We start from the raw sequence: 18741 nt of genomic DNA on the forward strand, positions 1-18741 counted from the left end.
CGCCGGTGCCGCCGGTCCCGCCGCAGGTGCCGCCGGTGCAGCCGCCGCCGCAGGTGCCACGGCCGCCGCCGCAGCAGGTGCCGCAGCCGCAGCGGGCGTCCCCGCCGCCGGCCCCGCGGCCCCAGCCGCAGGCCCCGCCGGACCACGCGAGGAACCGGCCGCGGGCGCGCCCCCGGCCGGAGCCGCGGCCGCACCGTGTGTGAGGACGCGCGCGATCATGAGCTCGAGCTGGAGGCGAGGCGACGTCGCGCCGGTCATGCCGTCGAGGGCGGCGCTCACGATGTCGGCGGTGCGCGAGAGGCGCTCCGCGCCGAAGCGCTCGGCCTGCTGCCCCATGCGCTCGAGCTCATCGGACGGGATGCCGCGCAGCACGGCGGACGCGCCGGCGCCCGTGGCCGCGATCACGATGAGGTCGCGAAGCCGCTCGAGCAGGTCGTCCACGAAGCGGCGGGGGTCCTGCCCCGTCTGCACGACGCGGTCGACCGCGCCGAACGCGGAGCCCGCGTCGGCCAGCGCGAACGCGTCGACGACCTCGTCGAGGAGCTCGGCATGCGTGTAGCCCAGCAGCGCGACCGCGCGCTCGTAGGTCACGCTGTCGTTCTCGGACCCCGCGATCAGCTGATCGAGGATCGACAGCGTGTCACGGGGAGAGCCTCCGCCCGCGCGCACGACGAGGGGCAGCACCCCCTGCGCCACTGCCACGCCCTCCTCGGCGCACAGCTTCTCGACGTACGCGAGCATCGCGGCCGGCGGCACCAGCCGGAAGGGGTAGTGATGCGTGCGCGAGCGGATGGTGCCGATCACCTTGTCGGGCTCGGTGGTCGCGAAGATGAACTTCACGTGCGCGGGCGGCTCCTCGACGAGCTTGAGCAGCGCGTTGAAGCCCTGCGGCGTGACCATATGGGCCTCGTCGAGGATGAAGATCTTGAACCGGTCGCGTGCGGGGGCGAAGATCGCTCGCTCACGGAGGTCGCGCGCGTCGTCGACGCCGTTGTGGCTCGCGGCGTCGATCTCGACGACGTCGAGCGAGCCGCCGCCCGTCCGCGAGAGCTCGACGCAGCTGTCGCAGCGGCCGCACGGCGTGTCGGTCGGACCCTCTGCGCAGTTGAGGCAGCGCGCGAGGATGCGCGCCGAGGTCGTCTTGCCGCAGCCGCGGGGCCCCGAGAAGAGGTACGCGTGCCCGATGCGATCGCCGCGCAGCGCGGTCATGAGCGGATCCGTGACCTGCGCCTGGCCGATCATCTCCCCGAAGGTCTCCGGCCGGTAGCGGCGATACAAGGCGGTGGTCACGGATCCAGCCTACGGCTCCCCGCCGACATCGCGCTGTGACCCTCGATCGGCGCTCACGCCGCGAGGGCGGCCGCGATCGCGTCGTCGGCCATGCCGCGCGCGAGCAGCTCGGCGAGGAGGATGCGCGCCTGGCCCGCACGGAGCGTGCGCGCCATCGCGGCCCCCGCGACGACGAGGTCGTGACCGCCGCCTCCCCCGCCGTAGGTCGCGGCGAGCGCCCCCTCCGGCACACGGCTCGTGACCGCGACGCGCACGCCCTGATCGACGCAGCGGCGCACGCCCTCGACGATGGCCGGCGACGCGTTCCCCGAGCCGAGCGCCTCGAGCACCACGGCCCGTGCGCCGGCCGCCGCGCTCGCGCGCAGGTGCAGGTCGTCTCCGCCGGGGACGACCGCGACGACATCGACGCGGACACGCGCGACGCCGTCGTGCGCGCGTCGGGCCGTCGCGAGAGCGGGCGCCGCGAGAGCGGGCGCCGCGAGAACGGGCGCCCCGGAGGCGTCGCCGCTCCGTCGGAAGGCATCGGCGTCGTCGGTGCGCGCCTTAGACGCGCCCCACGCGGGGAGGACGCGCCCGCCGAACACGATGACGGCGCCGCCCGTCGCAGGGTGGCGCGGCGCGGCCGCCTCGCCCGACGCGATCGCGAGGGCCGCCGCGACGTTCGCCGGGCCATCCGACCGCGGATCGTCGGGCAGGAACTGCGCGCCGGTCAGCACGATCGGACGCGGGTCGGCTCCGCACTGCAGGCCGACGAGAAGCGCGGTCTCCTCGAGCGAGTCGGTGCCGTGGAGCACGACGACACCCGTCGTGTGCGGGTCGGCGAGCGCGTCGGCCACGGCGTCGGCGATCTCCTGCATGCGCGCGAGGTCGAGCGCGGCCGAGTCCTCCGCCATCAGATCGACCACGCGGACGGGCGCTGACGCCCCGGCCGACGCCGTGATGGCGTCGCCGCCGAGCGCGGGCGCCGTGCCGCCCTCGGCTGACGGGCGGCTCGCGATGGTGCCGCCCGTCGCGACAACGACGACGGCCGGGGCGGGCGTCACTCGGCCCGTCCCGAGCGGGTCGCGGTCGCGCGGTGCGCGAGCGCGGCGAGCGTGCCCGTCCGCTCGGCCGTGAGCGCCCGGATGCGGTCGCGCGAGAGGAACCAGCCCGCGATGAGCGCCGGCACGATGAGGACGAGCGACGCGACCGTGGCGCTGCCGATCGGATAGTCGAGGGCCATGAGCACGACGACGGCGCCGAGGAAGACGAGCGTCGCGTAGCCCGTGTAGGGGGCGCCGGGCATCCGGAACGCGGGGCGCTCGAGCGCGCCGCGCTCGGCGAGGCTGCGCAGCTTCAGCTGGCAGAGGACGATGACCGCCCACGCGCTGATGATTCCGAGCGCCGAGACGTTGAGCGCGATCTCGAACGCCTGCTCGGGCACGACCGCGTTGAGCGCCACCCCGATCGCGGTGACGACGGCCGTGACGGCGATCCCCATGTAGGGCACGCCCGCGCGGTTCATGCGGGCGAGCGCGGCGGGAGCCGAGCCCGAGACCGCCATCGAGTGGAGGATGCGCCCGGTCGAGTAGAGACCGGCGTTGAGCGACGAGAGCACCGCCGTGAGCACGACGAGGTTCATGATGATGTCCGCGCCCTCGACGCCGATCGCGCCGAAGAACGTCACGAACGGGCTCTCGCCCGCGGCGTACGACGTGGTCGGCATGAGCAGCGTGAACAGGAGCACCGAGCCCACGTAGAAGACGACGAGGCGGAACACCACCGTGCGGATGGCCTTCGGCATGACGGTGCGGGCATCCTGGGTCTCCCCCGCGGCGGTGCCGACGAGCTCGATCGAGGCGTATGCGAAGACGACGCCCTGGATGACGATGAAGGCGGCGAGCACGCCGTTCGGGAAGACGCCGCCGTTGTCGGCGATGAGGTGGAACCCCGGCGCGACGCCGTCGACCGGCGTGCCGGTCACGACGAAGAAGACGCCGACGACGAGGAACGCGACGAGCGCGAGCACCTTCACGAGCGCGAACCAGAACTCGAGCTCGCCGAACACCTTCACGGACAGCAGGTTCATGCCGAGCACGAGCACAAGCGCCACGAGCGCGAACACCCACTGGTCGATCGCCGCGAGCCACGCGACGTACTGCTTGAAGAAGTTCATGTAGAGGGCGACGGCCGTGACGTCGGCGACCGAGGTCATCGCCCAGTTCAGCCAGTACATCCAGCCGGCGAAGAACGCCATCTTCTCGCCGTAGAACTCGCGCGCGTACGACACGAAGGAGCCGCTCGACGGACGGTGCACGATGAGCTCGCCGAGGGCACGCAGCACGAGGAACGCGAAGAACGCGCAGACGGCGTACACGACGACGAGGGCCGGACCGGCGCTCTCGAGCCGGCCGCCGGCTCCCATGAACAGGCCGGTGCCGATCGCGCCGCCGATGGCGATCATCTGGATCTGGCGGGGACGGAGCGCCTTGCGGAATCCGGACTGCTCGTCGGGGAGCGACGAGGGGGCGGAATCGGGGGTCTGGGTCGACACGGTGTCTGCCTTCGGTCGGGCGGCGACGTTGCCGCGGAATCTGGCTAGCTGCCAAACAGCTTGCGACATCCGACCACGCGAGCCGTGAGATGTCAAGTCGGAAGTCCGAAAATCTGTCTGGTAGCTTTACAGGCACGTTCCGCCTCAAGGAAGAGAGCAGTGATGACGAAGACGCGCAGCGAGCACGACCTCCTCGGCGACCTCGAGGTCCCGGCAGACGCCTACTGGGGCGTCCACACGGCCCGGGCGGTCGCCAACTTCCCCGTCACGGGCACGCCGATCGGACGATTCCCGTTCCTCGTGCGCGGGCTCGCGGCCGTCAAGCAGGCCGCGGCGCTCGCCAACCGCGATCTCGGCCTGCTCGACGCCGCCCGGTGCGACGCGATCACGGCCGCGTGCGCGGAGATCCGCGCGGGCGCTCTCCACGACCAGTTCGTCGTCGACCTCATCCAGGGCGGAGCCGGCACGTCGACGAACATGAATGCGAACGAGGTCATCGCCAACCGCGCGCTCGAGCTGCTCGGGCACGAGAAGGGCGACTACGCGCGTCTGCACCCCAACGACCACGTCAACATGAGCCAGTCGACCAACGACGTCTACCCCACCGCGATCAACGCGGCGCTCACGGAGGCGGTCGACGAGCTCGAGGCGGCGATGGCGCACCTCGAGGCGGCGTTCGCGCGGAAGGCCGCGCAGTTCGCCGCGCATCTCAAGGTCGGCCGCACGCAGCTGCAGGACGCGGTGCCCATGACCCTCGGGCAGGAGTTCGGGGCGTTCGCCGTCATGCTCGGCGAGGACAGGGCGCGGCTGCGGGAGTCGGCCGCGCTCCTGCTCGAGGTGAACCTGGGCGCCACCGCGATCGGCACGGGCCTCAACGCCCCCGCAGGCTACGCCGCCCGCGCCTGCGCGCACCTCGCCGAGCTCACGGGGCGCCCGTTCGTCACCGCCGCCGACCTCGTCGAGGCGACGCAGGATCCCGGCGCGTTCGTGCACGTCTCCGGGGTGCTCAAGCGCATCGCGATCAAGCTCTCCAAGACGTGCAACGACCTGCGCCTGCTGTCGTCCGGTCCGCGCGCGGGGCTCGGCGAGATCTCGCTGCCCGCCGTGCAGGCCGGCTCGAGCATCATGCCCGGCAAGGTGAATCCGGTCATCCCCGAGATGGTCACGCAGGTGGCGTACACCGTGATCGCCGACGACCTCGCCGTGACGCTCGCCGCGGAGGCGGGCCAGCTGCAGCTCAACGCCTTCGAGCCGGTGATCGCGCGCGCCCTCTCGCAGAGCTTCGCGCATCTCACGGCGGCGTGCCGGCTCCTGGCCGACCGCTGCGTCGACGGCATCGAGGCGCACCCCGAGATCATGGCGGAGCGCGTCGCGTCGTCGATCGGCCTCGCGACCGCGCTCAACCCGCTGCTCGGCTACCGGATGGCCACCGAGATCGCGCAGGAGGCGCTGCGGACGGGCCGATCCGTTCCGGATGTCGCGCTCGAGCGCGGGCTGCTCACGCCCGACGAGGTGCGCGCCGCGCTCAGCCCCGAGCGGCTGGTCGTGTCAGGGGGATGACGACGCGCTCGACCTCGCCGAGGTGCGCGCGCATGGCCTCGCGGGCCTCGATGGGCGAGCCGACCGCGATCGCCTCGGCGATCCGCCGGTGCTCGCGACCGGAGGGCTCCTGGCGCGACGCGACGAGGTTCACGACCTGCGACTGACGCGAGAGGGCATCGCGGATGTCGGAGACGGCCTTCGCGAAGACCGCGTTCCCCGACGCCTGCGCGACGAGGGAGTGGAAGCGGGTGTCCAGCGCGACCCACTCCTGGGGGTCGTCGCACCCGTCCATCGCGTCGCACAGGGCGGTGAGCTCGTCGCGCTGCTCGTCCGTCCGGCGCTCGGCGGCGAGCCCCGCCGCGGGGACCTCGATGTGCGGGCGCGCCTCCATGAGGTCGCGCGCGGAGAACTCGCCGTACACGGTGGCCGGATCGATCCGGTCCGCCGTCACGTACGTGCCGCTGCCGGTGCGCGTCTGGGTGAGCCCGAGGGTCTGCAGCGAGCGCAGCGCCTCGCGGATGACCGGCCGGCTCACGGCGTACCGCTCCGCGAGCAGCGCCTCCGACGGCAGTCGCGTGCCGACCGCGAGCGCCCCCGAGGTGATCGCGCCGCGCAGGTCCTCGATCACGGACTCCGCGACGCTGCGGCGCACGACGGGCGCGGGGCGCGAGGTCCATTCGTCGGGCATGCCCTCCACTGTCTGCGCCCGGCCGCGCAAAGTCAAACCGTGCGCGGCCGGGCGCGGACGACGCTCAATCGAGCGTGCGCGGGTCGGTCGAGCGCTCCACGAGGTCGTCGGCCACGATCGGGATGGCCGTGGTGACCGGCGGCAGGGTCGGCTCGAGCTGCGAGCCGTCCTCGCGGTGCATCGACGAGTACTTGCGCATGGTCGGGCGCCCGGGGCGCACGGGCCCCTGATCGGCGAGCGGCACGATGGCCGGCGCGGACGCGCTCGCGGTGTGGGACACGCCGCGCACCGTGAACGTCACGGGGTCGCCCGAGCGGACCGACACCCGCATCTCGTCGCGCCGGATCGAGACGTCCAGCTGCGAGCCCTGCCACGCGAGGGCGTACTGCAGCTCGGGCCAGTCGCGCGGGAGGCGCGGGTCGAAGCTGAGCTCGCCGTCGTGGTCGCGCATGCCGCCGAAGCCCGCCACGAGCGCCGTCCACACGCCGCCCGCCGACGCCACGTGCACGCCGTCGGACGTGTTGCCGTGCATGTTGGCGAGGTCGACGAACAGCGCGTGCTCGAAGTACTCGAGCGCGAGGTCCTGGTACCCGACCTCGGCCGCGAGGATCGACTGCACGACGGCCGACAGCGTCGAATCGCCCGTCGTGAGCGGGTCGTAGTACTCGAAGTCGGCGAGCTTCTCCTCGTCGGTGAAGTGGTTGCCCTGCAGGTAGAGGGCGAGCACGACGTCCGCCTGCTTGAGCACCTGGAACCGGTAGATGACGAGCGGATGGAAGTGCAGCAGCAGCGGGCGCTGCTCGCGCGGAGTGTGCTCGAGGTCCCACACCTCGCGCTCGAGGAACAGGGAGTCCTGCGGGTTGATGCCGAGCTTCTCGTTGTACGGGATGTACATCGCGTCGGCCGCGCGCTCCCAGGCCTCCGGCTCGCCCGGATCGAGCTGCACGCGGTCGACGAGGTCGCGGTACGCGCGCCCGGACTTCTCGGCCATCGTGCGGACGACCCGCGCCGCGGCACGGAGGTTGAAGCGGGCCATCACGTTCGTGAAGAGGTTGTCGTTGACGACGGTCGTGTACTCGTCGGGCCCCGTCACGCCGTGGATGTGGAAGCTCTCCTCGCCCTCGTTCTGCCGCCAGAACCCGAGCGTCGTCCACATCCGCGCGGTCTCGACGAGGACATCCGCGCCCTCGCGCGCCATGAAGTCGACGTCGCCCGTCGCGCGGACGTAGCGCACGAGCGCGAAGGCGATGTCGGCGTTGATGTGGTACTGCGCGGTGCCGGCCGCGTAGTAGGCCGACGCCTCCTCGCCGTTGATCGTGCGCCACGGGTAGAGGGCGCCCGCCTCGCTCATCTTCGCGGCGCGTCGACGCGCCGCGGGGAGCATCTTCGTGCGCATGCGCATGGCGTTGCGCGCCCAGAGCGGCGTCGTGTACGCGAGGAACGGGAGGATGTAGATCTCCGTGTCCCAGAAGTAGTGGCCGCTGTAGCCCGAGCCGGTGACGCCCTTGGCCGGCACGCCCCATCCGTCCGCGCGCGCCGCCGCCATGGCGAGCTGGATGAGGCACCAGCGCGTCGCCTGCTGCAGGTCGTCGTGGCCGACGATGCGGACATCCGACCGGTCCCAGAACCCCGTCATCCAGCGACGCTGCGCCTCGAAGACCGAGGCCGCGCCCGCCGCGAGCACGCGGTCGAGCGTGCGCCGGCAGCGGTCGATGAGCTCGCCCGTCGGCACGCTGCGCGACGTGTGGTAGCTGATCGTCTTGGTGACGGTCACGGGCACGCCGGCCTTCGCCTCGACGCGGAAGACGTTCTTCGCGATGTCGGGCTCGATGAGCGCGCGGTGCACGTGCGGGTTCTCGGTCTCGATGACGTGGTCGGCGACGACCGCGAGCGACATGCCGGAAGACGCCGTGCGATACGACAGCGCGGTGCGCGTGCCGTCCTGCCAGTGCTCCTGCGGCATGAGCACGCGCTCCGCTTCGATGCGCTCGGCGCGGCGCGGGTCGACGGTCGCGCCCGGCGCGTGCGGGTGGCCCCCGTACACGTCCTGCCCGTCCTGCCGGTTGATGAGCTGGCAGTTGATGACGACCGGAGCGTCCGCGTTGCGGACCGTGACGGTCATCCGCTCGATCGCGAGGTGCCGGTCCTCGAACGGCACGAGGCGCTCCGACTCGAGGAGCACCTCCTTGCCCGACGGCGTGACCCACAGCAGACGGCGCCGCAGGACCCCGTCGCGGAAGTCGAGCGAGCGCTCGTACTCGCGCACGTCCGCGAGGTCGAGCGAGAGGGGCTCGTCGTCGACGTAGACGCGCATGACCTTCGGGTCGGGCACGTTGACGATCGTCTGCCCCACCTCGGCGAAGCCGTAGGCGCTCTCGGCGTGACGGATCGGCCACGTCTCGTGGAAGCCGTTGATGAACGTGCCGTGCTCGTGCGCGTGGCGGCCCTCGGGGTAGTTCCCGCGCAGCCCGAGGAAGCCGTTCCCGACGGCGAACAGGGTCTCGGTGACACCCGCGTCCTCCTCGGAGTAGCGGGTCTCGACGAGGCGCCAGGGGTCGACGGGAAAGCGGTCGCGATCGATCATGCGTGTGCTCCGGATGGTCGGGTGCCGGATGGACGGAGGGCGGAGGTCAGCGGGTGGCCGGGCCGACGAGCTCGGCGAGGTCGGACACGACGACGTGCGCGCCCGCGGCCGAGAGGGTGGCCGCCCCGGCGCCGCGGTCGACGCCGACGATGAGGGCGAACCCGCCGGCGGCCGCCGATGCGACCCCGCTGAGGGCGTCCTCGACGGCCGCGCAGCGGGCGGGGGCGGCGCCGAGCTGGCGGGCGCCCGCGAGGAACATGTCGGGCGCGGGCTTCGACGGCAGTCCGTCGCGCTCGGCCACCGCGCCGTCGACGATCACGGGGAACCGGTCGAGGATGCCGGCGGCGGTCAGCACGTCCTTCGCGTTCTTCGAGCTCGAGACCACGCCCACGCGCGCTCCCACCGCCGCGAGCGCGTCGAGGAGGGCCAGCGAGCCCGGGTACGGCGCGATCCCCTCGTCCGCGAGCACGCGCGAGAACACGGCGTTCTTGCGGTTGCCGATGCCGCACACGGTGTCGAGCGAGGGATCGTCGGACGGGTCGCCCCACGGGATCTCGACGTCGCGGCTGCGCAGCAGGGCGGCGACGCCGTCGTAGCGCTTCTTGCCGTCGAGGTGCGCGAAGTAGTCGTCGTCGGTGTAGGCGGGCTCGATGCCCCACTGGGCGAAGAGCTCCTCGAACATCGCCCGCCACGCGTGCATGTGCACCTCGGCCGTCGGCGTGAGCACGCCGTCGAGGTCGAACAGCACGGCGTCGTAGCGTCTCAGGTCGGGAAGGGGCGAGTCGGGCAGAGAGGTCACAGATCCTCCGTCGCGCGGGATGGCCGGTTCACCCCAGCGTAGTGGCGGTCAGCTCGCCGCGGCGAGGGACTGGCGGGCGATCTCGAGCTCCTCGTCGGTCGGCACGACGAGCACGGTGACGCGCGACGCGTCGGTCGAGATGACCGCGATCTCGCCGCGCGCAGCCGCGGCGTTCCGCGCCGCGTCGATCTCCACCCCCGCGAACCCGAGCGTGGCGAGCGCCGCGGCGCGGACATCCGGGGAGTTCTCCCCCACTCCGGCCGTGAACGAGATGACGTCGACCCCGCCGAGCTGCGCGAGATACGCGCCCGCGTACGCGCGGAGCCGGTGGACGTACACGTCGAACGCGAGCTGGGCTGCCTCGTCTCCCGCCGCCCTGCGCTCCTGCACGTCGCGCATGTCCGAGACCCCGGCGAGGCCCTTGAGACCGCTTCGCGTGTTGAGGAGCCGGTCGAGGTCGGCGATCGTCAGGTCGGCCCTGCGCGCGAGCTGGAAGAGCACCGCCGGGTCGATGTCGCCCGACCGGGTGCCCATCACGAGGCCCTCGAGCGGCGTCATGCCCATCGAGGTCTCGACCGACCGGCCGCCGTCGACGGCGGTGACGGACGCGCCGTTGCCGAGGTGGAACACGATCTGGCGCAGCTCCGCGAGCGGTCGTCCGAGATGGCGCGCCGCCGCCTCCGAGACGTACTTGTGGCTCGTGCCGTGGAACCCGTAGCGGCGGACGCGATGCGCCTGCGCGATCTCGCGGTCGATCGCGTAGGTGTACGCGGCGGGCGGAAGGGTCTGGTGGAACGCCGTGTCGAACACCGCGACGTGCGGCACGTGCGGGAACGCCGCGCGCGCGGCGCGGATGCCCTGCAGCGCGCCGGGGTTGTGCAGCGGGGCGAGCACCGAGAGCTCGTCGATGTTGATCTCGACGAGGTCGTTCACGACGGTCGGCTCGAAGAACCGCGCGCCGCCGTGCACGACGCGGTGCCCGACGGCGGCGAGCGCGTCGGCGTCGAGCGCGGGGCCGTGCGCGGCGAACGCGTCGAGCATCACACGGAACCCGGCGGTGTGGTCGGGGATCTCCGTCTCACGGCGGTGCGTCTCGTCGGCGATCGCCGGCGCGGGCTCTCCGGGGCCGGCCGCGAAGCGGACCGTGTGGGCTGCCGCGCCCTGCGCCTGCCCGATCCGCTCGACGAGCCCCGAGGCGAGCACCCGCTCGGCGGCCATGTCGATGAGCTGGTACTTGAACGACGACGACCCGCTGTTGACGACGAGGACGCTCCGCCCGGTCATCGCTGCTCCCCCTGCGCCTGGATGGCCGTGATCGCGACGGTGTTGACGATGTCCTCGACGAGCGCGCCGCGCGACAGGTCGTTGATCGGCTTGTTCAGGCCCTGCAGGACCGGCCCGATCGCGACGGCGCCCGCCGACCGCTGCACGGCCTTGTAGGTGTTGTTGCCCGTGTTGAGGTCGGGGAAGACGAAGACCGTCGCGCGCCCGGCGACCTCCGAGCCCGGGAGCTTCGCCTTCGCGACCGCGGCGTCGGCCGCCGCGTCATACTGGATCGGGCCCTCGATCGGCAGCTCGGGCGCGCGCTCGCGCGCGAGCCGCGTCGCCTCGCGCACCTTGTCGACATCCGCGCCCGTGCCCGACTCCCCCGTCGAGTACGACAGCATCGCGACGCGCGGCTCGACGCCGAACTGGCGCGCGGTCTGCGCCGAGGTGATCGCGATGTCGGCGAGCTGCTCGCTCGTCGGATCGGGGATCACCGCGCAGTCGCCGTAGACGAGCACCCGGTCGGCGAGCGCCATGAGGAAGACGCTCGAGACCACCGAGACGCCGGGCTCGGTCTTGATGACCTCGAATGCCGGGCGGATGGTGTGGGCCGTCGTGTGCGCGGCGCCCGAGACCATGCCGTCGGCGAGCCCCATGTGCACCATCATCGTGCCGAAGTAGCTGACGTCGGTGACGGTGTCGGCCGCGCGCTCGTAGGTCACGCCCTTGTGCGCCCGCAGCCGCGCGTACTCGGTCGCGAACTTGTGCACGTGCACGGGATCGAACGGGCTCAGGACGTGCGCCTCGCGGATGTCCACGCCGAGCTCGATCGCGCGGGCGCGGACCTCGAACGGCTCGCCGAGGATCGTGAGCTCCGCCACGCCGCGCTGGAGCAGGATGCCCGCCGCGCGCAGCACGCGGTCGTCGTCGCCCTCGGGCAGGACGATGTGGCGGCGGTCGGCGCGGGCCCGCTCGAGCAGGGTGTACTCGAACATGAGCGGCGTGACGACGGTCGCCCGCGCGACCCCGAGCACGCGGGTGAGCTCCTCGACGTCGACGCTGCTCTCGAACAGCGACAGCGCGAGGTTGTAGCGCTGGGGCGAGCCTGCGGCGAGGCGCCCGCGGGCGCTCATGACCCGCACGGCGGTGGTGTAGGTGTCGCCGTCCGCTCGGATGACGGGAAGGCGCGAGCCGAGGCCCTCGAGCAGGCGCGACACGGCCTCCGGCACCTCGAAGGGCCCGTTGAGGATGATCCCCGCGATCGACGGGAACGTGCCCGAGGCGTTCGCGAGGAGCGCCGCGAGGAGGACCTCGCTCCGGTCGCCGGGCACGATGAGGCAGGCGCCCTCGGTGAGCCGCGGGAGCACGTTCTCCATCGACATCGCGGCGATGACCACGCCGAGCGCCTCGCGCGTGAGCAGCGCCTCGTCTCCGTTCACGAGCCGGCCGTCGACCGCGCGCAGCACATCGCCCATCGACGGGGCCACGAGCATCCGGTCCTCGGGGATCGCCCAGACCGGAGCCGACGGGGTGACCGCGCCGACCGCTGCGAGGATCTCGTCCCGGCGGGCGCCGTCGGCCCTGTTCACGATCGTCGCGAGCAGCTCGGCGCGCTCGCGCACGAGCTCCGACACCGCGAGCTCGGCGATCTGCGCGACCTCCTCTGGCGTGCGCGGCGACGTCGTGCCGAGCTGCTCGGTGTGGCCCTGCTGCGCGCGTCCGCCGAGGACGAGCAGAACGGGCGTGCCGAGGTTCACCGCGACGCGCGCGTTGTAGGCGAGCTCCGCGGGGCTGCCGACGTCGGTGTAGTCGCTCCCGAGGACGACGACCGCGTCGCACTTCGCCTCGACGGCCTTGAAGCGCTCGACGATCCGCGCGAGCGCGGCGTCGGGGTCGGCGCGGACGTCGTCGTAGGTGACCGCGACGCACTCCTCGTACGCGAGGTCGACGCCGTCGTGGTCGAGCAGCATCTCGAGGACGTAGTCGCGCTCGGCGGACGACCGGGCGATCGGACGGAAGACCCCCACGCGCGGGGTCGCCCTGCTCAGCGCATCCAGGACGCCGAGCGCCACCGTGGACTTGCCGGAATGCCCCTCGGCCGACGTGATGTAGATGCTTCTCGCCACGTCATCCACCCTAGGTCGAACACCTTCGACGCGGCAGGACGACGGGCGGATTCCCGCCTGGGCATGAAAAGGCTCTCCGCGCACCCGACAGAGCCCGGTTACCCTTGCTACGTTTCCGTCCTGGGGGAGTTGGCCTGGATGCCGCCACGCGGAGAGCTGCAGATAGTCTAACCCCGAATGCGAGGTGGCCTGTGCCAGAGACCATGACGGCCGAGAGATTCCTCGAGGCGGCGAACGGGATCGCGCGCGCGATCTCGAGCGTGATCGACGGCAAGCCCGAGGCCGTGGACAGCGCCCTCATCTCGCTCCTGGCCGAGGGTCACCTGCTCATCGAGGACGTGCCGGGCGTCGGCAAGACGCAGCTCGCGCGCGCCCTCGCCGCCTCGATCGCGGCGAGCGTGCGACGGATCCAGTTCACGCCGGATCTCCTGCCCAGCGACGTCACGGGCGTGTCGGTCTTCGACCCGGTCAGCCGCGAGTTCGAGTTCAAATCGGGCGCCGTGTTCGCCAACGTCGTCATCGCCGACGAGATCAACCGCTCCTCCCCCAAGACGCAGTCGGCCCTGCTCGAGGCGATGGAGGAGGCGCAGGTCACGGTCGATGGGCGGACCCACCGGCTGCCCCGCCCGTTCCTCGTCGTCGCGACCCAGAACCCGCTCGAGATGGAGGGCACGTACGCGCTCCCCGAGGCCCAGCGCGACCGCTTCATGATGCGCATCTCGATGGGCTACCCGGACGCCGAGGCCGAGGCGCTCATGCTGCGCCAGCGCGACACCGCGAATCCGCTCGACGCGCTCACGGCGGTCGTCGACGTCGAGACGGTCGCGGCGCTCATCGCGTGGGCGCGCGCCGTGCACGTCGCGCCCGTCGTCGAGCAGTACGCGGTCGCGCTCGCGCAGGCCACGCGCCGCCATCCCGACCTCCGTCTGGGCGCGAGCCCGCGGGCGACCATCCAGCTGGTCCGCGCGGCCAAGGTGCGCGCCGCGCTCGACGGGCGCGACTACGTCATCCCGGACGACCTCATGGCCCTGCTCACGCCCGTGTTCGCGCACCGTCTCATCCCGACGCGCGCGGCCGCCGCGCACCGCGGCGAGGCGGACGCGATCCCCGCGATCCTCGAGCGCATCGTGCACGCCGTCCGGGTCCCGCTCGCGACGGCGCGCTGAGCGCGATGCGCCGCCACCCGCTCACCGTGCGCGGCGCCGGGGCGCTCGCTCTCGGCGCCGCGCTCTTCGTCGCGGCGCACGCGGTGGGCTCGACAGAGGCTCTCGCGTACGCGATGCTCCTCTTCGCGCTCGTGGCGGCGTGCGCGCTCTCGCTGTACCTGCGCCGGAGCCCCGAGCGCGTGATCCGCACGCTCCGCCCCGAGACCGTCGCGGTCGGCGAGGAGAGCACGGTCGCGCTGCGGATCTCGGGGCGCTCTCCGCTGCCCACGCCGGGCGGGACGTGGGCCGACGAGCTGCCGGGCGGCTTCGCGGGCGATGCGACCGGCGCGCTGCCCGCGTCGCTCCTGCCGAGCCGCGGCGCGTCCGGAGCGCTCGAGCTGACGTACGCGGTCACGGGAGTCCGCCGGGGCGCGTGGACCCTCGGGCCGCTCACGGTCGTCGAGCACGACCCGTTCGGCATCGCGCGCCGCACGCGACGTCTGGGCGGGATGACGCCCGTCACCGTGACGCCGCGCATCGTCCCGCTCTCGCCCCTGCCCCGCCTCGCGGGCGACTCGGGCGTCGCGCTCGCGAGCGCCGAGCGGCGCGGCCAGGGCAGCGACAACCTCATCCCCCGCCCGTACGCTCCAGGGGACTCGATGCGCCGCATCCACTGGCGCGCCTCCGCGCGCCTCGGGGAGTTCATGGTGCGGGAGGAGGAGCAGGAGGCGTCGCCGCAGGCAGTCGTCGTGCTCGACCGGGGCACGTCGCGCTGGTCGCCCTCCGCCGCGTCGCCCGGCGGCGACAGCGCGTTCGAGGCCGCGGTCTCGCTGTGCGTGTCGGCCGCGTGGCGCCTCGCGGCCGACGGCTACATCGTCCGGGTCATCGACGGCGACGGCGCGCCGCTCGCGTCGCTCGGCCAGCGCGGCGCGGCCCAGGGCGACGAGCGCGCCGAGCTCCTGCGCGCCTTCACGACGGTCGGGACGCGCTCCGCCGACACCCTGCCGCGCCTCGACGAGGTGCTCGCGGGCGTGACCACGGGGCCGCTCGTGCTCATCGCGGGGCGCCTCGAGCCATCCGACGCCGCGGTGCTCGCCCGCACGGCGCATCGCGGCGCGCTCCCCCTCCTCTTCGCATCCGCCCCGCAGCGCGACGCGCTCGACGAGGCCCGTCGCGCCGGATGGCGCTCTGTCGCGCTCGAGGCGGACGTCGAGGACGCATGGCAGCGCGCCGTGAACCCGGGGGCGCGATATGGACGCCGCTGAGCTGCGGGCGCGCGCGGCCGAGCGCCGCGGTCGTCCCGCCGACCCCGTGCTCGCCCTGTGGACGGCGATCGCCGTCCTCGCGTCCGCCCTCCCGCTGACGCGGGTCGTCGTCCCGATCTGGCTCCCCCAGACGGTGTTCACGGTCGCGGTCGTGTGCGCCGCCGGCTACGCGGTCCGCCGCACGCGGCACCGCGCCTGGGCGTTCCTCGCCGAGGCGGCCGTATGGATCGCGTGCGCGATGATCCTCCTGCCCGCCTCGGTGCCGCGGTACCTCGTCGTCCCCTCCCCGCAGACGCCGCGCGCGGTCGAGGCGCTCCTCGGCGCCGTGTGGGATGAGGTGCTCCACGGCGTCGCGCCGCTGCGGCCGTCGAGCGGACTCGCGTGGGTGATCACGGTCGCGGTCGGCCTCCTCGCGATCGCCATGTCGCACGTCGCCCTCACCGCACGGCTTCCCCTCCTCGCGGCGGTGGGGTTCGTCACGGTGTCGCTCATCCCGTCGCTCGTCGTGCCGCAGCGCGTGGAGGCGGTCTTCTTCGTTCCGCTCGCGGTGTCGATCCTCCTCATGCTGCGCGCCGACACCCGCGCGCGCGATCCGCGGACGGGCGTCGGGCACACGGCATCCGCGTCCGTCGTCGCCGCGATCGTCGGCACTGTCGCGGTCGTCGCCGCCATGGCCATCCCGCCCCTGCTCCCGCAGCCCGTCGCGCGCCCCGGATCCGGCTTCGGCCCCACGACGACGATCGACGCCGACCTCGATCTCGGCGCCAGCCTGCGCCAGCCCGCCCAGACCGAGGTGCTGCAGGTCAGGACGGCGGCCGGCGCGGCTCCGTACCTGCGCGTCGCGACCCTGTCGTCCTTCGACGGGGAGGTGTGGACGCCCGACACCGGCGCGCTCACCGCCGTCGGGGGCGGGCTTCCGCCGGTCGAGGAGATCGCGGTCGAGCGCGAGCGCGGCACGGCGTCCGTCGACATCACGCGGCTCACCGGCGGCTACCTGCCGGTGCCGTACGCGGCCGTCGAGCTCGAGGGCGTCGACGACGCGTGGTCGATGCTCACCGCGAACCGCACGCTCGTGACGAACTCGGCGTCCTCCCTCGGCGCCGAGTACACGGTGACGTGGGAGCGGCCCGACCCGACGCGGGAGCAGGCGCAGGCCGCGGCGATCGGCGAGGCGCCGGAGCAGGCGCTCGCACTGCCCGAGCTGCCGGCCGTGATCGGCGAGCTCGCTGCCGAGGTGACGGCCGACGCGCAGACCCCCTACGACGCCCTGCGCGCCCTGCAGGGCTGGTTCCGCGGAGGCGCGTTCCGGTACTCGCTCGAGGCGCCCGTCGCGGAGGGCTTCGACGGCTCGGGGGTCGACGCGATCGCCGACTTCCTCGAGGTGCGCGCGGGCTACTGCGTGCACTTCGCGTCGTCGTTCGCCGTCATGGCGCGCACCCTCGGGATCCCCACGCGCGTCGTGGTCGGCTACCTGCCGGGAACGGCGACGGGCCCGCCGGCGGACGACGGGTCGGTGACGTACTCGGTCACGAGCGCGCAGCTCCACGCGTGGCCCGAGGCGCATCTCGAGGGCATCGGCTGGGTGCCGTTCGAGCCCACGGCCTCCCTGGGCGTGCCCACGAACTTCCTTCCGCAGACGAGCGACGGCGGTCAGACGCCGGTCGAGGAGGACGAGCGCCCGAGCGACGCGCCCACGCCGACCGCGAGCGCGCGCCCCTCGGCGGATCCGGGTGCGGGCGGCGCGGACGGCGCCGAGGTCGCCGCGTGGGATCCGCGCGGCGCCCTCGGCGCGATCGGCATCGCCATCCTCGCTCTGCTCGTCGTCGCGCTCCCCTTCGTCGTGCGGAGCGCGCGGCGGTCGCGGCGACTGAACGCCTCGGGAGCGGCCCGGTCGCGCGCCGTGTGGCTCGAGCTCGTCGACACCGCGATCGACGCGGGCGTCGACGTGCGCGCGAGCGAGTCGCCCCGGGCGCTCGGCCGGCGCCTCGTGACGCAGTGCGGAGCTCCCGAGGCGGATGTCGCGCTGCTCGTGGGCGCGGTCGAGCGTGCGTCGTATGCGCGGGCATCCGACGAGCTCCCGGCCGAGACCGCCGCGGCCGCCCTGCGCCGCATCCGGCGCGCGCTCCTGCCGGGCGCGGCTGAGCGGGCGCGCGCGAGCGCGCTGCCGCGATCGCTCGTCGTGCGCCCTCGTGTGGAGGACGCGCTCTGAGCGCTCGCGCCGTCAGGACGCGGTGACCGTCGCGCCCTTTCCGACGAGGGTGATGCCGCTCGGCGTGATCGCGAAGCCGCGCGCGGCATCCGCCTCGCGCGAGAGACCGATCGACGCGCCCGCCTCGACGACGACGTTCTTGTCGAGGATCGCGCGGCGGACGGTCGCCCCCGGCTTGATCCGCGCGTTCTCGAACACGATCGAGTCGCTCACGTGCGCGCCCGACTCGACGATGCCGCCCGAGCCGAGCACGCTGCGCTCGATGTGCGCGCCCGAGATCACGGTGCCGCCCGCGACGATCGAGTCGATCACGGTGCTCAGCGTGCCCCGGGCGTCGCGCGTGAACTTCGCCGGCGGCAGGTTCACCTGCTGCGTGAAGATCGGCCACTCCTGGTTGTAGAGGTTGAACACCGGGAGCACCGAGATGAGGTCCTGGTGCGCCTCGAAGTACGAGTCGATCGTCCCCACGTCGCGCCAGTAGTAGCGGTCGCGCGCCGAGGCGCCCGGCACGGTGTTCTGCTTCATGTCGTACACGCCGGCCGTGCCGCGCTTGACGAAGGCGGGGATGATGTCGCCGCCCATGTCGTGCTTCGAGTCGGCGCGCTCGCCGTCGCGCAGCACCTCCTCGATGAGCGCCTCGGCCGTGAAGACGTAGTTGCCCATCGAGGCGAGCACCTCGCGCGGCGAGTCGGGCAGGCCCTGCGGGTTCGACGGCTTCTCGAGGAACTCGCGGATGCGGCTCGGGTTCTCGGGGTCGATGTCGATGACGCCGAACTGGTCGGCGAGCGAGATCGGCTGGCGGATGGCCGCGACGGTCGCCTCGGCGCCCGAGGCGATGTGCGCCTCGATCATCTGGTCGAAGTCCATCCGGTAGACGTGGTCGGCGCCGACCACGACGATGTAGTCCGGGCGCTCGTCGTACACGAGGTTGAGGCTCTGCAGGATCGCGTCGGCCGAGCCCTGGTACCAGCGCTTCCCGAGCCGCTGCTGCGCGGGCACGGACGCGATGTAGGAGCCGAGCAGGCCGTTCATGCGCCACAGCTGCGAGATGTGGCGGTCGAGGCTGTGCGACTTGTACTGCGTGAGCACGACGATCTGCCGCAGCCCCGAGTTGATGAGGTTCGACAGCGCGAAGTCGATGAGGCGGTACTGTCCGCCGAAGGGCACGGCCGGTTTCGCCCGGTCCTCCGTGAGCGGCATGAGCCGCTTGCCTTCTCCGCCTGCGAGCACGATGCCGAAGTACTTGGACATGGCCTCACCCTAGTGAGAACCGGAGGAGAAAGGCAGGCTCGAA

At 73.0% G+C, this 18741-nt stretch carries 13 protein-coding genes and 1 other RNA gene; 4 read left to right on the forward strand and 10 right to left on the reverse strand.

Annotation, left to right across the window (positions count from 1 at the left end; all coding sequences use genetic code 11):
* The 3 genes from PKE79_RS14840 to PKE79_RS14850 form a co-directional block, all read right to left on the reverse strand.
* Positions 1 to 1290: DNA polymerase III subunit gamma and tau (locus tag PKE79_RS14840; RefSeq protein ID WP_271174484.1), on the reverse strand; the 1290-nt coding region annotated here is incomplete at its 3' end.
* A 53-nt stretch (positions 1291 to 1343) separates the two neighbouring features.
* Positions 1344 to 2333 (reverse strand): asparaginase domain-containing protein, encoded by a 990-nt coding sequence (locus tag PKE79_RS14845; RefSeq protein ID WP_271174485.1) that lies wholly within the window; start codon positions 2331 to 2333, stop codon positions 1344 to 1346.
* Positions 2330 to 3892 (reverse strand): amino acid permease, encoded by a 1563-nt coding sequence (locus PKE79_RS14850; protein ID WP_374727740.1) that lies wholly within the window; start codon positions 3890 to 3892, stop codon positions 2330 to 2332. Before PKE79_RS14850 ends, PKE79_RS14845 begins: the two co-directional genes overlap by 4 nt.
* A gap of 93 nt (positions 3893 to 3985) precedes the next feature.
* Between PKE79_RS14850 and PKE79_RS14855 the strand changes: the two genes are divergently transcribed.
* Entirely contained in the window at positions 3986 to 5383 is a 1398-nt protein-coding gene (locus tag PKE79_RS14855; protein ID WP_271174487.1) for an aspartate ammonia-lyase, read from the forward strand.
* Here PKE79_RS14855 and PKE79_RS14860 read toward each other — a convergent pair.
* From PKE79_RS14860 to ffs, 6 genes are all read right to left on the reverse strand, one after another.
* Positions 5349 to 6053, reverse strand: a complete 705-nt coding sequence (locus tag PKE79_RS14860) for a FadR/GntR family transcriptional regulator (protein ID WP_271174488.1) — start codon at positions 6051 to 6053, stop codon at positions 5349 to 5351. The two genes, PKE79_RS14855 and PKE79_RS14860, sit on opposite strands and share 35 nt — an antisense overlap.
* A 64-nt stretch (positions 6054 to 6117) precedes the next feature.
* Positions 6118 to 8637 (reverse strand): glycoside hydrolase family 65 protein, encoded by a 2520-nt coding sequence (locus PKE79_RS14865; protein ID WP_271174489.1) that lies wholly within the window; start codon positions 8635 to 8637, stop codon positions 6118 to 6120.
* Between the two features lie 46 nt (positions 8638 to 8683).
* Entirely contained in the window at positions 8684 to 9427 is a 744-nt protein-coding gene (locus PKE79_RS14870; RefSeq protein WP_271174543.1) for an HAD family hydrolase, read from the reverse strand.
* Positions 9428 to 9484: 57 nt separating this feature from the next.
* Positions 9485 to 10720 carry an acetate/propionate family kinase gene (locus PKE79_RS14875; RefSeq protein WP_271174490.1) on the reverse strand — a complete coding sequence of 412 codons (1236 nt, stop codon included), beginning with the start codon at positions 10718 to 10720 and terminating at the stop codon, positions 9485 to 9487.
* Positions 10717 to 12828, reverse strand: coding sequence for a phosphate acetyltransferase (gene pta, locus PKE79_RS14880; protein WP_271174491.1), 2112 nt, complete (start codon positions 12826 to 12828; stop codon positions 10717 to 10719). The genes PKE79_RS14875 and pta overlap by 4 nt, the downstream gene beginning before the upstream one ends.
* 64 nt (positions 12829 to 12892) lie before the next feature.
* Positions 12893 to 12989: signal recognition particle sRNA small type (ffs, locus tag PKE79_RS14885), an RNA gene on the reverse strand.
* A gap of 42 nt (positions 12990 to 13031) precedes the next feature.
* Between ffs and PKE79_RS14890 the strand changes: the two genes are divergently transcribed.
* Genes PKE79_RS14890 through PKE79_RS14900 form a run of 3 tightly spaced genes read left to right on the forward strand, consistent with a single transcriptional unit; the run spans position 13032 to position 17447 of the window.
* Positions 13032 to 13994: an AAA family ATPase gene (locus PKE79_RS14890; protein ID WP_271174492.1), complete on the forward strand. Its 963-nt coding sequence runs from the start codon at positions 13032 to 13034 to the stop codon at positions 13992 to 13994.
* 5 nt (positions 13995 to 13999) lie between these two features.
* Positions 14000 to 15238, forward strand: a complete 1239-nt coding sequence (locus PKE79_RS14895) for a DUF58 domain-containing protein (protein ID WP_271174493.1) — start codon at positions 14000 to 14002, stop codon at positions 15236 to 15238.
* Positions 15225 to 17447 carry a transglutaminase TgpA family protein gene (locus PKE79_RS14900; protein WP_271174494.1) on the forward strand — a complete coding sequence of 741 codons (2223 nt, stop codon included), beginning with the start codon at positions 15225 to 15227 and terminating at the stop codon, positions 17445 to 17447. Before PKE79_RS14895 ends, PKE79_RS14900 begins: the two co-directional genes overlap by 14 nt.
* Positions 17448 to 17459: 12 nt before the next feature.
* On the opposite strand, the gene glgC is transcribed toward PKE79_RS14900, so the two are convergent.
* Positions 17460 to 18698: a glucose-1-phosphate adenylyltransferase gene (gene glgC / locus PKE79_RS14905; protein ID WP_271174495.1), complete on the reverse strand. Its 1239-nt coding sequence runs from the start codon at positions 18696 to 18698 to the stop codon at positions 17460 to 17462.
* Positions 18699 to 18741: the final 43 nt, after the last annotated feature.

The organism is Microbacterium barkeri, from assembly GCF_027921765.1.
In the GTDB taxonomy this organism is placed as follows: domain Bacteria; phylum Actinomycetota; class Actinomycetes; order Actinomycetales; family Microbacteriaceae; genus Microbacterium; species Microbacterium barkeri.

What these genes read in the sequence shown, in the direction of transcription:
- PKE79_RS14850 (WP_374727740.1), bottom strand. Translation starts at nt 3,892, where the DNA reads ATGTCGCAAGCTGTTTGGCAGCTAGCCAGATTCCGCGGCAACGTCGCC.
- PKE79_RS14855 (WP_271174487.1), top strand. Translation starts at nt 3,986, where the DNA reads ATGACGAAGACGCGCAGCGAGCACGACCTCCTCGGCGACCTCGAGGTC.
- PKE79_RS14860 (WP_271174488.1), bottom strand. Translation starts at nt 6,053, where the DNA reads ATGCCCGACGAATGGACCTCGCGCCCCGCGCCCGTCGTGCGCCGCAGC.
- PKE79_RS14865 (WP_271174489.1), bottom strand. Translation starts at nt 8,637, where the DNA reads ATGATCGATCGCGACCGCTTTCCCGTCGACCCCTGGCGCCTCGTCGAG.
- PKE79_RS14875 (WP_271174490.1), bottom strand. Translation starts at nt 10,720, where the DNA reads ATGACCGGGCGGAGCGTCCTCGTCGTCAACAGCGGGTCGTCGTCGTTC.
- PKE79_RS14890 (WP_271174492.1), top strand. Translation starts at nt 13,032, where the DNA reads ATGACGGCCGAGAGATTCCTCGAGGCGGCGAACGGGATCGCGCGCGCG.
- PKE79_RS14895 (WP_271174493.1), top strand. Translation starts at nt 14,000, where the DNA reads ATGCGCCGCCACCCGCTCACCGTGCGCGGCGCCGGGGCGCTCGCTCTC.
- PKE79_RS14900 (WP_271174494.1), top strand. Translation starts at nt 15,225, where the DNA reads ATGGACGCCGCTGAGCTGCGGGCGCGCGCGGCCGAGCGCCGCGGTCGT.
- glgC (WP_271174495.1), bottom strand. Translation starts at nt 18,698, where the DNA reads ATGTCCAAGTACTTCGGCATCGTGCTCGCAGGCGGAGAAGGCAAGCGG.